Genomic DNA, 16,769 nt, shown 5'->3' with positions numbered 1-16,769 from the left:
GTTCTTTCCAGTCGGGGAACAGTTCGGTGATCGCCTGCGGATCCATGACCGCGCCGGAGAGGATATGGGCGCCGACTTCGCTGCCTTTTTCCAGCACGCACACCGAGATGTCCTTGCCGGCTGCGGCGGCGAGCTGCTTGATGCGGATGGCCGACGACAAGCCCGCCGGGCCGCCGCCGACAACGACAACGTCGTATTCCATTGCTTCGCGCGGGCCGTATTGCGCCAGCAAATCTTGAGTTTGAGTCATGGGGTGTCCCGTATTTATGGTTGGAATATTTTGCGAACGATCGTTCTATTGTTCAATATTTTGCGAGAGAATGCTAGTCTGAACGACAAAATATGTCCGCGATGCCAAGTATTTTATGTGATTTCCCTCTTGTAAGTATGGAAATGGCGCTGGGCAGGCCGCGAGTCGAAACTGATCGGAGCGGGACGGACGTCCTGTCAAAGGGCTCTGAAACGCCAGGTGAAATAAATTCAACAATTGCACAGAATGCTCGAAAGGGAGGCCGTACCGATGACCGACAAGATATTGATCCATACATCCTGCATGAAAATTCGCTGGGGCGATATGGATGCCTTTGGCCATGTAAACAACACGGTCTATTTCCGCTACATGGAGCAGACCCGCATCGAATGGATCGAGGCGGCAGCCGTCGACATGGTCGCGGAGGGGCTCGGGCCGGTGATCGTCAATGCGCACTGCAGTTTCCTGCGCCAGCTTAAATATCCGGCGGACATCGAAATCCGGATGTACGCAAAGCAGCCCGGCCGTTCGAGTGTGGAAACTACCTATGAGATCCGGCGTGTCGATCAGCCGGAAATCATTTATGCTGAAGGCGGCGCAAAGATCGTGTGGGTTAACTTCCAACAAGAAAAGTCGGTGCCGCTGCCCGATAGTATCCGCCGAACTCTGACAGGTTTGTAAGTTTCGAGAAAGGTAGATACGACAGAATCAGCCCCGACACCGGGGGCCCGGAGTGATCCGAAGCCGGAAGGAGATAGTCCACACAAGATGGTCTGGCCAACATAATTAAACCCAGGAGGAAGACAAATGACTTACAAGACCCAAGCTCTGGTTGCAGCAGCATTGCTGAGCCTTTCCCTTTCCAGCCAGGCTGCCGATCCGATCAAGATCGGCGTCTCCGGTCCGTTCACTGGCGGTTCTGCACCGATGGGCGCTTCCATGCGCGACGGCGTCAAGCTGGCAGTGGCCGACATCAATGCCGCCGGCGGCGTGCTGGGACGTCAGTTGCAACTGGTCGAACGCGATGACGAAGCGAAGAACGAACGTGGCGTCCAGGTTGCGCAAGAGCTGATCAACAAAGAGAAAGTCGTCGCCACAGTCGGTTTCATCAACACCGGCGTCGCATTGGCGTCGCAACGCTTCTATCAGGAAGCCAAGATTCCCGTGATCAACAACGTCGCCACCGGCAGCGTGATCACCAAGCAATTCGAAAAAGACAAGGAAAACTACATCTTCCGCACCTCGGCCGCAGATAACATTCAGGCCAAGATGATTGCCGATGAAGCGGTCGACAAGCAAAAATTCACCAAGGTCGCGATCCTGGCCGACTCCACCAACTACGGCCAGCTTGGTCGTGAAGATCTGGAAAAAGTCCTGACCGCCAAGAAGATCACGCCGGTCGCCGTTGAGAAGTACAACATCAAGGACGTCGACATGACCGCGCAGTTGCTGAAGTCCAAGCAGGGCGGCGCACAAGTCGTGCTGACCTATGGCATCGGTCCTGAACTGGCGCAGATCGCCAACGGCATGGAGAAGCTGAACTGGCATGTACCTATCATCGGTAGCTGGCCGCTGTCGATGGGCAACTTCATCGACAATTCCGGCAAGAACGGCAACGGCGCACGCATGCCGCAAACCTTCATCCAGGATGGCAATACGCCCAAGCGCAAAGCCTTCATCGAAGCCTATCAAAAAGCCTACAAGGTTGACCGCATTCCTTCCGCAGTATCTGCAGCGCAAGGCTACGACTCGATCTATCTGCTGGCCGCCGCGATCAAGCAAGCCGGCAGCACTGACGGCGAAAAGGTCCGCGCCGCCCTGGAAAGCCTGAACACCAAAGTGGAAGGCGTCGTGACTACCTACGACAAACCGTTTTCGCATACCGACCACGAAGCGATCAAGCCGAATATGGTTGTGATGGGCGAAGTGAAAAACGGCCGCGTCATTCTCGGTAAATAAATCTGACGGCAGTGTGAATTGTCGTTAAAGCATAAAGGCCAGTCCTTGCGATCCGGGGACTGGCCTTTTTCGCAGAGTCTGTTGACGATTTTTTAACTTGTACCGGAAGCGAAAAAAATGTCGCGGTAACGAAGGAATGCTAGCCCGCCGCAAGCGGCGGCATCCGACGTCTGCAAAGCGAAGGCGAGCAGGGGCGCGCGCCTTGCTCGGCAGCACTCGTCATATTTTCCGATTCCAGTACTCGAAAAGAATCCGGCAGACTCAACCGGCCATTCAATGGCAGCCGCTTTTTGGGTAGAAATAATGGATATTCTGTTACAGCTGGTTTTCAGCGGCGTCGCGCTAGGCATGATCTACGCGGTGATTGCCTTCGGTTATCAACTGACCTTCGCCACCTCCGGCACACTGAACTTCGGGCAGGGCGAAGCCTTGATGCTGGGGGCTCTGGTCGGCCTGTCGGTGGTCGGCAACATACATGGCGGCCCTTACCTCAACTACTGGCTCATGATCCCCGTGGTGCTGGTCTTCGGCGCGCTGCAAGGCATGTTCGTCGAATGGATAGGCGTGCGTCCGGCGATCAAGATCAAGTCTGAGTTCGGCTGGATCATGTCGACCATCGCACTCGCCATCATCTTCAAGAACGTCGCGGAAAACATCTGGGGCAAGGACGACCTGCCGTTTCCAAGTCCGCTGTCGGGCGTGCCGTTCCAGATATTCGGCGCCAACGTGCAGCCGATGCAGGTGCTGGTGGTGGTCGGCGCTCTGGCAATGATGCTCGCGGTGGAAATCTTCAATCGCAAATCGATCTACGGAAAAGCAGTCGTCGCCACATCGAATGACCGTGACGCCGCCGGCCTGATGGGCATCAATACCAGCATGGTGATCACATTCTCATACGCACTTTCCTCGGCAACAGCCGCCTTCGCCGGCGTGCTGGTGGCGCCGCTGACCTTGACCGGCGCCACCATGGGCGCGGCGCTAGGTTTGAAGGCGTTTGCCGTGGCGATCATCGGCGGCCTGACTTCGGGCATGGGCGCAATCGTCGGGGGGCTGATCCTCGGCATCGCCGAAACCGTCACAGGTTTCTACATCTCGACCGGCTACAAGGAAGTCCCCGGGTTGTTGCTGCTGTTGCTGGTGCTGGCAGTCAAACCTGCAGGCCTGTTTGGCAAAACTGCGATCAAGAAGGTCTGAAAGGTGTAATGAATATGAACAAAAAAGTCCTTCTCATTTCCCTCCTCGGCATTGCCGCGCTGGCGGCGCTACCTCAGGTGGTGCGCAATCCCTACTACCTGCATCTGGCGGAAACCATCCTGATCTATGCCATCCTGCTGTTCGGCCTGGACATCGTGGTCGGCTATACCGGCCAGGTATCGCTCGGTCATGCGGGCCTGTTCGGCATCGGCTCGTATACCGCCGGCGTGCTGTACTTCAAGCTCGGCCTGCCGTTCCTGATCACCATGCCGGCCAGCATCGCGGTCACGGCGGTGTTCGGCGCGGTACTGGCCTTGCCGGCCTTGCGCGTGACCGGTCCTTATCTGGCGATGGTGACGCTGGCGTTCGGCACCATCATCCAGATCCTCATCAACGAAATGACTTTCCTCACCGACGGGCCGATGGGCGTCAAGCTTCCCAAGCCGATGTTCGGCGGCGTCAAACTCGATGAAGTCGAATTCTTCTACGTCGTCGCCGTGCTCATGGTGCTGTCGCTGATCGTCGTGCATCGCATCCTGCGCTCCAACCTCGGCCGCGCTTTCCAGGCGTTGCGCGACAGTCCGATCGCATCGGACTGCATGGGCGTCTCGGTGTATCGCTACAAGGTCTACGCCTTCATCATCAGCGCCGCGCTGGCCGGTTTGTCGGGTTGCCTGTATGCGTATTCGGAAGAGTACATCTCGCCCAATACCTACAACTTCGAACTGACCATCCTGTTCTTGCTGGCGGTGATCATGGGCGGCCGCAAGTCGCGCATCGGTTCGCTGATCGGCGCGCTGATCGTGGTGATGTTGCCCAGCCTGCTGTCCGACATAGATCTGTTCCGCCAGATCGCCACTGTCGCCGCCGTCATCGTCGTCCTCGGCAGCGTCGCCTCGGTCGTCAAGAAAACCAAAACCCCGCGTGAAATTGCCGTGCCGGTCGTCGCCACCATCCTGATGGCCGCGTTCTCCTACAAGCTGGAAAACATCACCGACTGGCGTCTCACCATCTTCGGCCTGATGACCTTGTTCGTGGTCTACTACCTGCAGGATGGCATCGTCGGTTTTTGCCGCAGCCTGTTCGGTCGCGTGTTCAGCAAACGTGTCCCGCTGGCGCAGCAAATTGCCGGCGACAAGGCCGAAGCCGTCATCACCACGGCAGCCGTCAAGGAAGACGGCGCAACCCTGCTCAAAGTCAGCCAGGTGCTGATGCAATTCGGCGGTCTCAAGGCGCTCAACAAGGTCGACCTCGACGTCCGCAAGGGCACCGTGCACGGCCTGATCGGGCCGAACGGCTCCGGCAAGAGCACCATGATGAACGTGCTGACCGGCATCTATCGCCCGACCGACGGCGCAGTGGAATACGATGGCCGCGCCATCACCGGCCAGACGCCGTCGCTGATCGCCTTGGGCGGCGTGGCGCGCACCTTCCAGAACGTCCAGTTGTTCGGTGAAATGACCGCCACGGAGAACGTCCTGGTCGGCTTGCATCACACCTTCAACAGCAACGTCGCCGACGTCATGATTCAGACGCCGCGCTACAAGCGTGAAGAGCGCGCCGCACGCGAGCGCGCCGCTGCGATCCTGGAGTTCGTGGGTCTCGCCGATCTTGCCAACGAAGAAGCGCGCAACCTGCCGTACGGCAAACAGCGCCTGCTCGAAATCGGCCGCGCGCTCGGCCTGAACCCGAGCCTGCTGCTGCTCGACGAACCGGCCGCCGGCCTGACCGCGCCCGATATCAAGGAACTGGTCGCCATCATCCGCAAGATCCGCGATGTCGGCATCACCATCATCCTCATCGAGCATCACATGGACGTCGTCATGTCGATCTGCGACACTGTCACCGTGCTCGACTTCGGCCAGAAGATCGCCGAAGGCAAGCCGGCCGAAGTGCAGGCCAACCCCAAGGTGATCGAAGCCTATCTCGGCGGCAGCGCCGGTGATTCCACCCCAACCACCGCGGGAGCTTGAGATGTTGACGATTTCGAATTTGCAGGCCGCTTACGGCAAGGTTGAAGTGTTGCACGGCATTTCTCTGGATGTGCCGAAAGGCAAAGTGGTCACCCTGATCGGCTCCAACGGTGCCGGCAAAACCACCACCATGCGCGCCATCTCCGGCATGATCAAGCCCAAGGGCGGCACCGTCACCCTGGGTGGCAAGGATGTCACCGGCCAGGACTCGCACAAGATCGCGCGCGCCGGCCTGGCTCACTCGCCTGAAGGCCGCCGCGTCTTCGCCACCATGAGCGTCATCGACAACCTGCTGCTCGGCGCTTTTCCGCGTTTCACCAGATCACGTCCCAAGGGCGACATCAACCGCGACCTGGAACGCGCGCTGGAACTGTTCCCACGCCTCAAGGAGCGGCAGATGCAACTGGCCGGCACCTTGTCCGGCGGCGAACAGCAAATGCTCGCCATGGCCCGCGCCGTGATGCTGAACCCGGAAGTCATCTTGCTCGACGAACCATCGATGGGTCTCGCACCCATCCTGGTCGAAGAAGTGTTCCGCATCATCTTGCGCCTGAAAGAGCAGGGGATTACGATGCTGCTGGTGGAGCAATTCGCCGCTGCCGCATTGAACGTCGCCGATTACGGCTACGTGCTGGAAAACGGCAGGATATCCGTACACGGCCCGGCCGACAAATTGCAGAACGACCCGGCGGTGCAGGCGGCTTATCTCGGCGGTGGCACGCATCACTAAGTTCCAGATTACCAGGCCGGCAACCGGATACGCCGGCGCCCGGCTTGCCGTGCGCCGGGCAGATTAAGGAGGCATGCCAGATGGACCTGGTCATACGCAACGCTACGCTGACTGACGGCAGCCAACATGTCGACATCGCGGTGAAGGCTGGTCGCATCGCCGCCATCGGTCCTGCACTCCCGGTACGCGGCGCGCAAGAAATCGATGCCGGCGGCGACCTGGTGACGCCGCCTTTTGTCGATGCGCATTTCCATATGGACGCCACGCTCAGTTACGGACTGCCGCGCGTGAATGCGTCCGGCACCCTGCTTGAGGGCATCGCGCTGTGGGGCGAGCTGAAGCCGCACCTGACGCAACAGGCGCTGATCGACCGTGCGCTGCAATACTGCGACTGGGCGGTTGCACGCGGCTTGTTGGCGATTCGCTCGCATGTCGACATTTGCGACGATCGTCTGCTCGCTGTCGAAGCCTTGCTGCATGTGAAGAAACAGGTTGCACCTTATCTGGATGTGCAACTCGTCGCATTTCCGCAGGACGGCCTGCTGCGCAGCGCCACGGCGTTGGCCAACCTGAAGCGCGCCATCGCCATGGGTGTGGATGTGGTCGGCGGCATTCCGCATTTCGAACGGACCATGGCCGACGGTGCCGAATCGGTAAAAATTCTGTGCGAATTCGCGGCCGAAAAAGGCCTGCGCGTCGACATGCATTGCGACGAGTCCGACGACCCCATGTCACGCCATATCGAGACCCTGGCATACCATGCGCAACGGCTGGGCATGCAGGGCAGGGTAGCCGGCTCGCACCTGACGTCGATGCATTCCATGGACAATTACTACGTCAGCAAGCTGCTGCCGCTGATACGCGAATCCGGCGTCGCCGCCATCGCCAATCCGCTGATCAATATCACGCTGCAAGGACATCACGATACCTATCCCAAACGGCGCGGCATGACGCGCGTGCCGGAAATGCTGGCGGCCGGCATCGATGTGGCTTTCGGTCACGATTGCGTGATGGATCCCTGGTACAGCCTCGGCTCGGCGGACATGCTGGAAGTGGCGCACATGGGCTTGCATGTCGCGCAGATGACCGGGCAGGACGCCATGCGCGAATGTTTCCGGGCCGTGACCGAAACGCCGGCCCGCATTCTCGGGCTGGAAGGATATGGCCTGGAAATCGGTTGCCATGCCGATTTCGTCGTGCTGGATGCAGCCGATCCGATTGAAGCAATCCGCTTGCGCGCGGCGCGGCGATTTGTCATTCGGCGCGGCAAGGTCGTCAGTCGTGCGGCATCGGTCCGGGCGCAGCTCGACTTGCCGGGGCGTGCTGCGGAAGTGGATTTCAGATTGGGAAGATAAGTCCGATATGCGCGGGACTCACCCTTGAATCGGTGCGAAGCTCTTGCAGGCGGCCTGCCTGACTCAGGAGAGCGGAATCAAGGCGCGTATGTCATCGAATAGTTTCCGCGGCACAAATACGCCCTTTTCCTGACTGCGGATTCGGGCATCGAATCTGCGCTGCGATGGAAGTCGCGCTCCCTGGCCGGTAATCTGCTGAAACAGCTTTTCCGCCCGCTCGAAGTTCGCTTTCACATTGCCGCCCAAGAATACCTTCGGATCAAGTGCGAGGATCAGCTCGCCGTGACAGGGCGTGGCGCCGGCCCCCGCATCAAGTGCTTGGGATTCGCTGCTCAGCAGGTCGCCGATCAGAGGGCCGGCAAGCAATTCAATCATGCAAGACAAGGCAGAGCCTTTGTGTTGTCCAAAGGTGAGCATTGCACCGGCCAGCGCCGACTCGGCATTGTCGGTCGGCGCACCGTTTTCATCAACCGCCCAGCCTAACGGGATCGCCTTGCCGCTGCGGCGATGCAGTTCAATTTCTCCTCTTGCCGCCGCGCTGGTCGCAAAGTCAAACACATAAGGCACGCCCCCAGGCCGAGGCCAGGCGAATGCGATGGGATTGGTGCCAAACACAGGTCTGGTGCCGCCGGCAGGCGCGACCCAGCTATGGCTTGGCGTCAGCGCCAGACCGACCAGTCCCTTGGATGCCAAATGTTCAACTTCAGGCCAGAGGGCGGAGAAGTGGAAGCAGTTGTTAATGGCCAGCGCCGCTATCCCGACCTTGCGGGCTTTTTCGGCGAGATACTCGGCCCCCATTTCGAAGGCGAGCTGGGAATATCCGAAATTCGCATCGACTCTGACAACCGCCGGTGCGACGTCGATAACCTCGGGCCGCGCCGTCTTGTTGACTTTCCCTTGCCTTAACGTGTTCACGCTCACGATCAGACGGTACACGCCGTGCGAATAGCATTCGTCACGCTCTCCTGCCGTAATCACTTTCGCAATGGCATGGGCATGGTCGCTGCCAAGCCCGTTTTTTTCAAGTACTTCAACCGCAAGTCGATGGACCTCGGCCAAGGATAAATTAACTGGTTCGTTCATGTGATCCCTGATAGTTATTGATGGCCGTGCCGATCGTCAAAAGCGACTCGGCAGGAAATAAAATCCTGAACCCGGATGGGAGGAAGAGCGCAGCGCAATGTTTTTGCGGCGGGAAGTCGGAAGCACATTGGATGTTAAGAATAATGTAAATTGGATGCAATATTCAATATTCTAAAATGAGATTATAAGATATCCTTAAACGTGTCAATAACTATGCTTGATGGCCATGAACACTTCCTCCTCGTCCAATCGGTCGCAATCCGAAGGGCGTCGAATAGTCCGAAAGACAGCCGTTGAACTGGTCGCGGAGAAGCTGCGCAATAGAATTCTCAACGGGAAACTGGCGCCGGGATCCCAGTTGCGGCAAGAGGCGCTGGCGGAAGAACTCGGCGTCAGCCGGATTCCTCTGCGAGAAGCTTTCCGCCTGCTGAGCTCGGAAGGCCTGGTCGAGCTGCAACCGCACCGGGGAGCATTTGTTTCCATGCTGTCGGCGTCTGAAGTCGAAGAACTTTTTGAACTGCGCCAGAAGATTGAGCCATGGCTGATCGAGGAGGCTTCCGCGAAGATTTCAGAGGAGGTGTTGAAGCAGGCCGAGCGGCTCGTTGCCGAAATGGACAAGGTCAGGCCGGAGCGCTGGGGGAGTTTGAATTGGCAATTGCACGAGGTTCTCTATCATGCCGCCGAGAAGCCTGCCGCATTGGCGCTGGTCAAGACCTTGCACGATAAATCCGAACGATATTTTCGCTTCCAGATCGTGAATGCCCCGATCCGGAAGCAATCCCGCACCGAGCATCTCCAGTTGATCAAGTCTTGCCGGGAGCGCAACGGCAAGGTTGCGCGTGAGGTGATGCAACATCATATTCAGGATGCTGCGGTGCAAATCCTTGCCATTGTCAGGCAACTGATGGACGAGGGAGATGAGGTCGCTGTCGGCGCCAAAGCAGCCGTCCGGTTGCCTGGATAGAAACGGATGCCGCAAAAAATCTATAAAAAATTCTACAAATATTTTTTGGATACAATATACTTAAATCGACGACGGGTGAGAATCACCGCTCGCGGTACAGGATGATCGTGAGATCAGGTGATCGGCCTGATCACTTTATTTCTTCACAAACAGGAGTATTCAATGTCCGTTCTCTGGAAAGGTGTATTTCCGGCAGTCACCACAAAACTGCAAGCAAATGGCGCGCTCGACGAAGCCGCGATCAAGAAGGGACTTGAGCGTCTGATCGATGCCGGTGTAGGCGGCATCGTGATGATGGGCATGGTTGGCGAGAATGCATCGCTGTCGCCGGAAGAGAAGCGTCAGGTATTGCGTATCGCAAAGGAAACCGTCGCCGGCCGCGTCCCTGTGATTTCCGGCGTTGCCGAGACCAGCACCCAGGGTGCCGTTGATTTTGCCCGCGCGGCTCAAGAGATCGGCGTCGACGGCCTGATGGTCTTTCCCGGCCTGACATACAAGTCGGATGCGCGTGAAACCGTGGCGTTCTACCGCGCTGTCGCCCAAGCCGTGACGATCGACATCTTGTTGTACAACAATCCGCGTGGCTATGGTGTTGATCTGACGCCTGAATTGCTCGATCAATTGAAGACTGAAAAGAACATTACCGCCATCAAGGAAGAGTCCTACGACACCACGCGCGTCACCGATCTGTTCAACCAATTCGGCGATCGTTTTGCTGTCGTCTGCGGCGTTGACGACCTGCTTCTGGAAAGCGTCGCCCTGGGCGCCACGTGCTGGGTCTCCGGCATGGCCAATGCGCTTCCGAAAGAATCGGTCAAACTGCTCAACGACGCTGTCGCCGGCGATTTCGCCTCGGCTCGCAAACTGTATCGCGTTCTGACGCCGCTGTTCCACCTGGATACGCATGTGAAACTGGTTCAGTACATCAAGCTGGCTGAAAATATCATCGCCGGCTTCTCTGAAACAGTCAAAGCGCCGCGGCTGGCGCTTGAAGGCGAAGAACGCAAGCGCATTATCGCCATCGTTGAAAAAACAATCAGCGACTTGAAGGCAAGTGCGTAATTTTTAAATCAGGTAGTAATCTGATCAGACAACTTCATGTTCCCTCAGATCCGCACGAAGTTGTCGCCATGCTATTCCGTGGCTGCATTGCAGTATGAGCCGAATCTTTTGTTCGCTCGTCCGGCGACATTCTTTGTCGTCGCCGGCACGGTAATTTCACTTGTTTTCGTCGCACGCGCAGCACGACAAACATCAAAAATAGAAGACTCGCCCGGTATCGGTGCAAAGCCCTGATTTTTTAAGTGCATCACATTGCCCCCAATGGGAGCGACATGGAAGGCGACGGGATTTTAATAGGGGTGAAGGGCGTTCCGGAAGCGGCAGCGGGCAGGTATAGATATTGCTCTAATAATATATTGTATCCAAAATTATTATGCAGTTCGAAGCTTAATCCAAGGAGGTTGTCATGAATCGTCGCAAATTATTGACTGTAGCTATTGCTGGTCTTATTTCTTCTCAGTGTGTGATTCCCGCTTGGGCTCAGCAGGAGTCGTTTAAGATCGGATCCCTGAATCCGGTCACTGGCGCCGGGTCGCCATACGGTGCCGGCATGCTGAAAGCGATCCAACTGGCGGTTGCAGAAGTGAACGGCGCCGGCGGTGCGGCGGGCGCGAAGTTTGAAATGTTTGCGGAGGATTCCCAGACGAATCCGCAAGCGGCGGTGCTTGGCGCCAAGAAGCTCATTGAAGTGCAGAAAGTGAAAGCGATCGTAGGCGCCTGGAGTTCCGGCGAGTCTTTGGCGGTTATCCCGATCACCAATGATTCCAATGTGCTCTTGATGCATGCCGCCGGCGCACCTGCCTTAAGCATCGCACCGGCGAACGCGAAGAAACTGGGGTTCCGCTTCCAGGCCACGAACGAGCGTTTCGGCCGCGCATTCGCGCAGATCGCCAAGAAGGAAAATTTCAAACGTCCGGCAACGATGGCATTCAACAATGCATCGGGGGTCGGCAATACCGACGGCTTCAAGAAAGCGTGGACGGCGGCGAAGGGGAGCGTCGTTGCCAGCGTTGTCTACGAGCCGAACCGTCCGACGTATCGCTCCGAACTGCAGGAAGTGCTCCGCGCCAAACCGGATGTGATTGTGACGGGTTCCTATCTCGCGGACACCACGATCATCCTGCGCGAGTGGTACCAGACCGGCCAGCCGACGCGTTGGATCATCCCGGGTTGGGCCGCCAACGCAGACCTCCTGAAAGCGCTCGGACCGGAAGTCACCGAGGGAATCATTTCCGTCGAATCCATCTCGGCGGAAGATTCCCCTGCATACAAGAGCTTCGCGGAGCGCTTTGCGAAACAGACCGGCATGCAGGCGCAAGACAACGTCTATGCGGCAATGTCGTACGATGAAGTCATCATTCTTGCGCTCGCGGTCCAGGCGCTGGGTCCTAACGCCACCGGCGAGGTGCTCGCGAAGAAGGTCCACGAAATCGGCACGACCGGCGGCACCGTCGTCACCAACTTTGCCGACGGTAAAAAGGCCCTGGCAGCAGGTACGCGCATCACCTACAGTGGCGCATCAAGCGCGTTCAACTTCGATGAAAACAATGACGTCACGCCGGATTTCGCGGCTTCCTTCGTCGAAAAAGGTAAATTGGTCCGCAAGTACATAGTCAAGTTGTAACAGAGGCTGTTCGATGAATTTCGCTGATTATATTAATCTGGCGCTCAATGGTCTGGTGGAAGGGCTGCTCATCGCCCTTCCGGCACTGGCGGTAACGCTGGTGCACGGCCTTGCGCGATTTCCCAATGCTGCAACGGGAGATGTGGTCGCCACCGGCGGTGTGGGTGGTTTGCTTGCGTTCAATTTGACTGGGTCTCTTATTCTGGGTGGCATTGGCGGTGCAATTGCCGGCACGATTACTTCGCTTCTCGTCTACTTCCTGGCATTCAAGCCGGTCATCCGCCGTTCGGTGATTACCTTGTTGCTGACGTCGATCGGTGTCGGTTTTTTTATTCGATCCGTTCTGGGTATCACCTTCGGTCACGATCCCAAGGTCTTCAATCTTCCGCTGACCCGGGCGATCAATCTGGGCGGCGTACTCATCAATCCGACCGATCTGGTGTTGGCCGGCCTGATCGTGCTGGTATTGGCCGCGGTTTTTGCAATGCTGTATATCGCGCCTATCGGCAGAATCATGCGCGCGCTGGCGGACGATCCGGATCTGGGGCGCGTCTGCGGCATTCATAAAGACCGCGCGATGGTCATGATGTGGGCTGTCTCCGGCGCCGTATGCGGAATCGCCGGGACGGTCCTTGGCGTGCGTACGGCGATCTCTCCTGAAATGGGATGGAATCTCCTGTTGCCTGCTTTCGCAGCCGCAGTCATCGGCGGCCTCGGCAATCCCGTCGGCGCCGTCGCTGGCGCTGTGTTGCTCGGTGTGGCCCAGGAACTGTCCACGCCGTTTGTCGGATTCGTGTACAAGATCGCGCTTGCCTACGTCGTGATGTTGCTGGTTCTCCTCTTGCGTCCTCAAGGACTGTTCAACCGATCTCAGGGAGTGCGCTGATGACCAGTTATATCACCACCATTTTGATCATCATGTCGATCTATATGCTGCTGGCGCTTGCACTGGATCTTCAGTATGGTTTCACGGGACTCATCAACTTCGGGGTAGTCGGATTCTTCGGCGTCGGTGCGTATACCACCTCGCTGTTGACCCTGAAGGCGGGCTGGCCGGCATGGTTGTCGTTTCCCGCCGCAATGGTTCTTGCCGGGATGCTGTCCTGGCCGATCGGACGCATCGCGCTCAGACTGAGGGATGATTATCTTGCCATCGTCACCTTGGGATTTTCCGAGATCATCCGATTGATCATCGTGAAGGAAGAGTGGCTGACCAACGGCGTTCAGGGGGTGTCTGGCGTGCCTCGCCTATGGCCGACCTGGAGCGGCAAGGCCAGCGAACTGTTCTTGCTGGCGGCGCTGATCGCCGCGAACATCGTTACCGCCCTGGTGATGCGCCGCATCACGCAAAGTCCCTACGGCCGGACGATTCAGGCCATCCGCGATGACGAGGTTGCGGTGACTGCATTGGGTAAAGCGCCGGCGCGTTTCAAGACCCAGGTTCTTGTGATCGGCGGCGCCGTTTCCGGACTTGCTGGCGCCTTCTATGCCCACTACATCACGTACATCGTTCCCGATCAGTTTCTTCCCCTGGTGACGTTCTACGTCTGGATCGCCATCATCGTGGGCGGCGTTGCGCGCCTGCTTGGTTCAATCTCGGGAGCCATTCTGCTCGTTGTGCTGCTCGAGGGTTCCCGCTTCCTGCGCGGCGTCATTCCGGGCGTATCGGATGTCGCCATGGCGAGCGTTCAACTGGGCGTGGTTGGATTGCTGTTGATCCTGTTTATGCGCTGGCGGCCTCAAGGCCTGTTTGGCCAAAGGAGTGCAAATTGACATCATTGAAGACCTCCGGCATTGAATTGTCGTATGGCGAATTCAAGGTGCTCGATGGCGTCACGATGGAGATGAGCCTTGCCGGTTTGCATGGGATGATCGGTCCGAACGGCGCGGGGAAGAGCACGTTGTTTTCCGTATTAAGCGGATTCCTGAAGCAAACCGCCGGAAAGATCAGCTTCAACGATGTGGCTTTCGAAAGCATGTCGCCTGTCGAAAGAGCCACCTGCGGCTTTGGGCGCACCTTTCAGGTTCCGCGCGAATTCAAGCATCTGACCGTTCGCGAAAATCTCATGGTCGGCGCCAGAAAGCAGCCTGGCGAATCGCTCATCAAGCTCTTGTTCGCGCCGACGGAGGTCCGACGGGCCGAGGCGGAAATCGGCGAGCGCGTGCAGGGCGTCTTGCAGTTCCTGAAGTTGGCGCCGGTGGCTGACAAGCTTGCCGGAGGACTCTCCGGGGGACAGAAGAAACTGCTCGAGCTGGGGCGCATACTGATGTCAGATCCTAAATTCATCCTGCTCGATGAACCCTATGCCGGTGTCAATCCCGTATTGATCGAAGAAATCTCACAACGGATCAAGGAACTCAATGACACCGGGATCGGTTTCTTGATCATCGAACATAACATCGAAGCACTGAACCGTCTGGTCGATGATCTTTACGTGATGGACCGGGGCGCGCTGCTTGCGCACGGCAATCCCGAGGAGGTCTTGGAAAACAAGGCCGTCCGCGTTGCCTACATGGGGAGTTAGCGATGGAAGCAGTATTGAAGATGCACGACATCACGGGCGGCTACGGCGAGGTCGATATTCTCAAGGGAATTGACCTGCATGTGTTCCCGGGAGACATCGTCACCATTGCCGGCACCAACGGCGCCGGCAAGTCGACCATCATCAAGGCGATCATGGGATTGCTCCCTCGTGTGACGGGAACGATCTCTTTTGAGGGACGAGACATTCTGAAGGGAAGCGTGGAATCCCGACTGGAACAGGGTATCGGATATGTTCCTCAAGTGGCGAATGTGTTTCCGTCCCTGACGGTGCACGAAAATCTTCTGGTGGTGCAGGGCGTACGTCGTCAGAAGGAGCGGGCGGCATCGATGTATGAGATGTTCCCTGCGCTCGCCGGGCATCGCAAGCGCAAGGCCGGCCTGCTTTCCGGAGGGGAGCGCCAGCAGTTGGCATTTGCGCGGGCGCTCATGCGCGAGCCGAAGATGATGTTGCTTGACGAACCCAGCGCCGCGCTTTCTCCGGCGCTTGTCGGAGAGATATTCACCTATGTGGAGCGGCTGCCCAAGGCCGGTACGGCGGTGCTGATGGTCGAGCAGCGCGCGCGACAATCGTTGGCTATCAGCCATCGGGGATACATCATTGATCAGGGGCGAGTAGCGATGGAAGGCGACGCCGCTGACCTGCTGAACGATCCTGCCGCCGCCGATCTGTTTATTGGCAAGCATTAGCAAGACGGGTTTTCAATTTCTTTTCAAGGAATCAAGAAAATGGCTATCAGAGTAATACGCGATGTCCGGATGTTGAATCTGGACCAACCCGAAGATGACGGCAGGTATTCGGTTGTCGTCGAAAACGGCCTCATTCGTGAAATCAAAGAAGGCGATCTGCATATCGACGGCGCCGAAGTGATCGAAGGAAAAGGGCGGACGCTGATGCCCGGCATGATCGATTGCCACGTGCACGTCATCGCCTCCGTGGCCAACCTCGGCACGAATGGCCGCTTGCCGAATACGTTTGCCGTGTTGCGTGCGGTTCCGATTCTCAACGGGATGCTGCGGCGCGGCTTCACGACCGTCAGGGATGCGGGAGGCGCCGATTTCGCCCTGGCTCGATCAATTGAAGACGGCGTCATTGCGGGACCGCGCCTGTTTATCGCAGGCAAAGCACTCTCGCAGACCGGTGGACATGGCGATTTCCGGGACCGTTTCGACAACAGCGACCCGGACCCTTGCGGTTGCTGCCGGAATCTCGGCGCCATCGGGCGCATTGTCGACGGCGTCGATGAGGTTCGCAAGGCGGTGCGCGAGGAGATGAGAGGCGGCGCCAATCAGATCAAGATCATGGCGTCGGGAGGCGTCGCTTCCCAGACGGACCCGATCGGCAATTTGCAGTTTTCCATCGACGAGATCAAGGCGATCGTCGAAGAAGCGACGTCGCATCAGACGTATGTCATGGCGCATGCCTATACCAGCGCCGCTATCAAGCGCGTGGTGGAGTTGGGGGTGCGCACGATCGAGCACGGCAATCTGGTGGACGACGCAGCCGCTCAAACGATGGCCAAGGCAGGCGCCTACATGGTGCCGACGCTGGTAACCTACGATGCGATGATGCGCGTGGGCGCCCAGGTGGGAGTGCCGGCTCTGGCGCTTGAAAAAAATGAAATCGTGCGGATGAAAGGGATCGAAGCCCTGGAAACCTTGAAGCGCAACAACGTCAAGATGGGGCTGGGCACGGATCTGCTCGGCGACATGCATGAGTTCCAGAATGATGAGCTGACTATCCGGGCGCGGGTGCTCGGCAATCTGGAAGTATTGCGCCAGGCCACGCTCAACGGCGCCGAGATTATCGGCAAGCAAGGCGTCCTGGGCGTCGTCGCCGAAGGCGCCATTGCGGACCTTCTGCTCGTCGACGGCAATCCGCTCAGCGACATCAGCGTGTTGACCGGACAAGGCGAACGCATTGATATGGTGATGAAGGAAGGCAAGATAATCAGGCTTCGCTAAGCTGATCCGGTTGTTCGACAATAGGACATCTTCGGCGCGATGTCCGCGGAGACCGGCTTGCATCGCAT

The 16,769-nt window shown here is 57.9% G+C and carries 17 protein-coding genes; 14 read left to right on the top strand and 3 right to left on the bottom strand.

Going from position 1 to position 16,769, the window contains the following annotated elements; all coding sequences use genetic code 11:
* On the bottom strand, positions 1–250 hold a 250-nt coding region (locus RV1423_RS25625), incomplete at its 3' end, for an NAD(P)/FAD-dependent oxidoreductase (protein ID WP_155835292.1).
* Between the two features lie 270 nt (positions 251–520).
* Here RV1423_RS25625 and RV1423_RS25620 point away from each other — a divergent pair.
* The 6 genes from RV1423_RS25620 (at position 521) to RV1423_RS25595 (ending at position 7,461) form a co-directional block, all read left to right on the top strand.
* Entirely contained in the window at positions 521–931 is a 411-nt protein-coding gene (locus RV1423_RS25620; protein ID WP_034303197.1) for a thioesterase family protein, read from the top strand.
* Positions 932–1,057: 126 nt separating this feature from the next.
* Positions 1,058–2,209 (top strand): ABC transporter substrate-binding protein, encoded by a 1,152-nt coding sequence (locus RV1423_RS25615; RefSeq protein ID WP_034303172.1) that lies wholly within the window; start codon positions 1,058–1,060, stop codon positions 2,207–2,209.
* 303 nt (positions 2,210–2,512) lie between these two features.
* Positions 2,513–3,403 (top strand): branched-chain amino acid ABC transporter permease, encoded by an 891-nt coding sequence (locus RV1423_RS25610; RefSeq protein ID WP_034303169.1) that lies wholly within the window; start codon positions 2,513–2,515, stop codon positions 3,401–3,403.
* A 14-nt stretch (positions 3,404–3,417) separates the two neighbouring features.
* Positions 3,418–5,376, top strand: coding sequence for an ATP-binding cassette domain-containing protein (locus RV1423_RS25605; protein WP_197035007.1), 1,959 nt, complete (start codon positions 3,418–3,420; stop codon positions 5,374–5,376).
* 1 nt (position 5,377) lies between these two features.
* Positions 5,378–6,106, top strand: a complete 729-nt coding sequence (locus RV1423_RS25600; RefSeq protein WP_034303164.1) for an ABC transporter ATP-binding protein — start codon at positions 5,378–5,380, stop codon at positions 6,104–6,106.
* Between the two features lie 80 nt (positions 6,107–6,186).
* A complete protein-coding gene (locus RV1423_RS25595) occupies positions 6,187–7,461 on the top strand; it encodes an amidohydrolase family protein (RefSeq protein ID WP_034303162.1) in 1,275 nt (424 codons plus the stop codon).
* A gap of 63 nt (positions 7,462–7,524) precedes the next feature.
* On the opposite strand, the gene RV1423_RS25590 is transcribed toward RV1423_RS25595, so the two are convergent.
* Positions 7,525–8,544, bottom strand: coding sequence for an Ldh family oxidoreductase (locus RV1423_RS25590; protein WP_034303159.1), 1,020 nt, complete (start codon positions 8,542–8,544; stop codon positions 7,525–7,527).
* A gap of 226 nt (positions 8,545–8,770) precedes the next feature.
* Here RV1423_RS25590 and RV1423_RS25585 point away from each other — a divergent pair, with 226 nt between their 5' ends.
* The 7 genes from RV1423_RS25585 (at position 8,771) to RV1423_RS25555 (ending at position 15,426) form a co-directional block, all read left to right on the top strand.
* The gene (locus RV1423_RS25585; RefSeq protein WP_306411232.1) at positions 8,771–9,508 is read left to right on the top strand and encodes a GntR family transcriptional regulator; all 738 of its coding nucleotides are present in this window, start codon (positions 8,771–8,773) and stop codon (positions 9,506–9,508) included.
* Between the two features lie 162 nt (positions 9,509–9,670).
* On the top strand, positions 9,671–10,570 hold the full coding sequence (locus RV1423_RS25580) for a dihydrodipicolinate synthase family protein (RefSeq protein ID WP_034303156.1): 900 nt from the start codon (positions 9,671–9,673) through the stop codon (positions 10,568–10,570).
* Between the two features lie 406 nt (positions 10,571–10,976).
* Positions 10,977–12,194: an ABC transporter substrate-binding protein gene (locus RV1423_RS25575; protein WP_034303153.1), complete on the top strand. Its 1,218-nt coding sequence runs from the start codon at positions 10,977–10,979 to the stop codon at positions 12,192–12,194.
* Between the two features lie 13 nt (positions 12,195–12,207).
* Entirely contained in the window at positions 12,208–13,080 is an 873-nt protein-coding gene (locus RV1423_RS25570; protein ID WP_034303150.1) for a branched-chain amino acid ABC transporter permease, read from the top strand.
* Complete coding sequence (locus RV1423_RS25565) at positions 13,080–13,967, top strand: branched-chain amino acid ABC transporter permease (protein WP_034303148.1); 888 nt, start codon at positions 13,080–13,082, stop codon at positions 13,965–13,967. Before RV1423_RS25570 ends, RV1423_RS25565 begins: the two co-directional genes overlap by 1 nt.
* Complete coding sequence (locus RV1423_RS25560; protein WP_034303146.1) at positions 13,964–14,719, top strand: ABC transporter ATP-binding protein; 756 nt, start codon at positions 13,964–13,966, stop codon at positions 14,717–14,719. Before RV1423_RS25565 ends, RV1423_RS25560 begins: the two co-directional genes overlap by 4 nt.
* Positions 14,720–14,721: 2 nt before the next feature.
* On the top strand, positions 14,722–15,426 hold the full coding sequence (locus RV1423_RS25555) for an ABC transporter ATP-binding protein (RefSeq protein WP_197035006.1): 705 nt from the start codon (positions 14,722–14,724) through the stop codon (positions 15,424–15,426).
* A 12-nt stretch (positions 15,427–15,438) separates the two neighbouring features.
* Here RV1423_RS25555 and RV1423_RS30705 read toward each other — a convergent pair whose 3' ends face one another.
* Positions 15,439–15,654, bottom strand: coding sequence for a hypothetical protein (locus RV1423_RS30705; RefSeq protein ID WP_231502512.1), 216 nt, complete (start codon positions 15,652–15,654; stop codon positions 15,439–15,441).
* On the opposite strand from RV1423_RS30705, the gene RV1423_RS25550 reads away from it, so the two are divergent.
* Positions 15,631–16,701, top strand: coding sequence for an amidohydrolase family protein (locus RV1423_RS25550; RefSeq protein ID WP_231502511.1), 1,071 nt, complete (start codon positions 15,631–15,633; stop codon positions 16,699–16,701). The two genes, RV1423_RS30705 and RV1423_RS25550, sit on opposite strands and share 24 nt — an antisense overlap.
* Positions 16,702–16,769 lie beyond the last annotated feature (68 nt).

The sequence above is a fragment of the Herbaspirillum sp. RV1423 genome, from assembly GCF_000577615.1.
Lineage (GTDB): Bacteria > Pseudomonadota > Gammaproteobacteria > Burkholderiales > Burkholderiaceae_D > Herbaspirillum.
The sequence above is the reverse complement of the archived record's forward strand: the minus strand, read 5'-3'. Positions and strand labels throughout refer to the sequence as shown.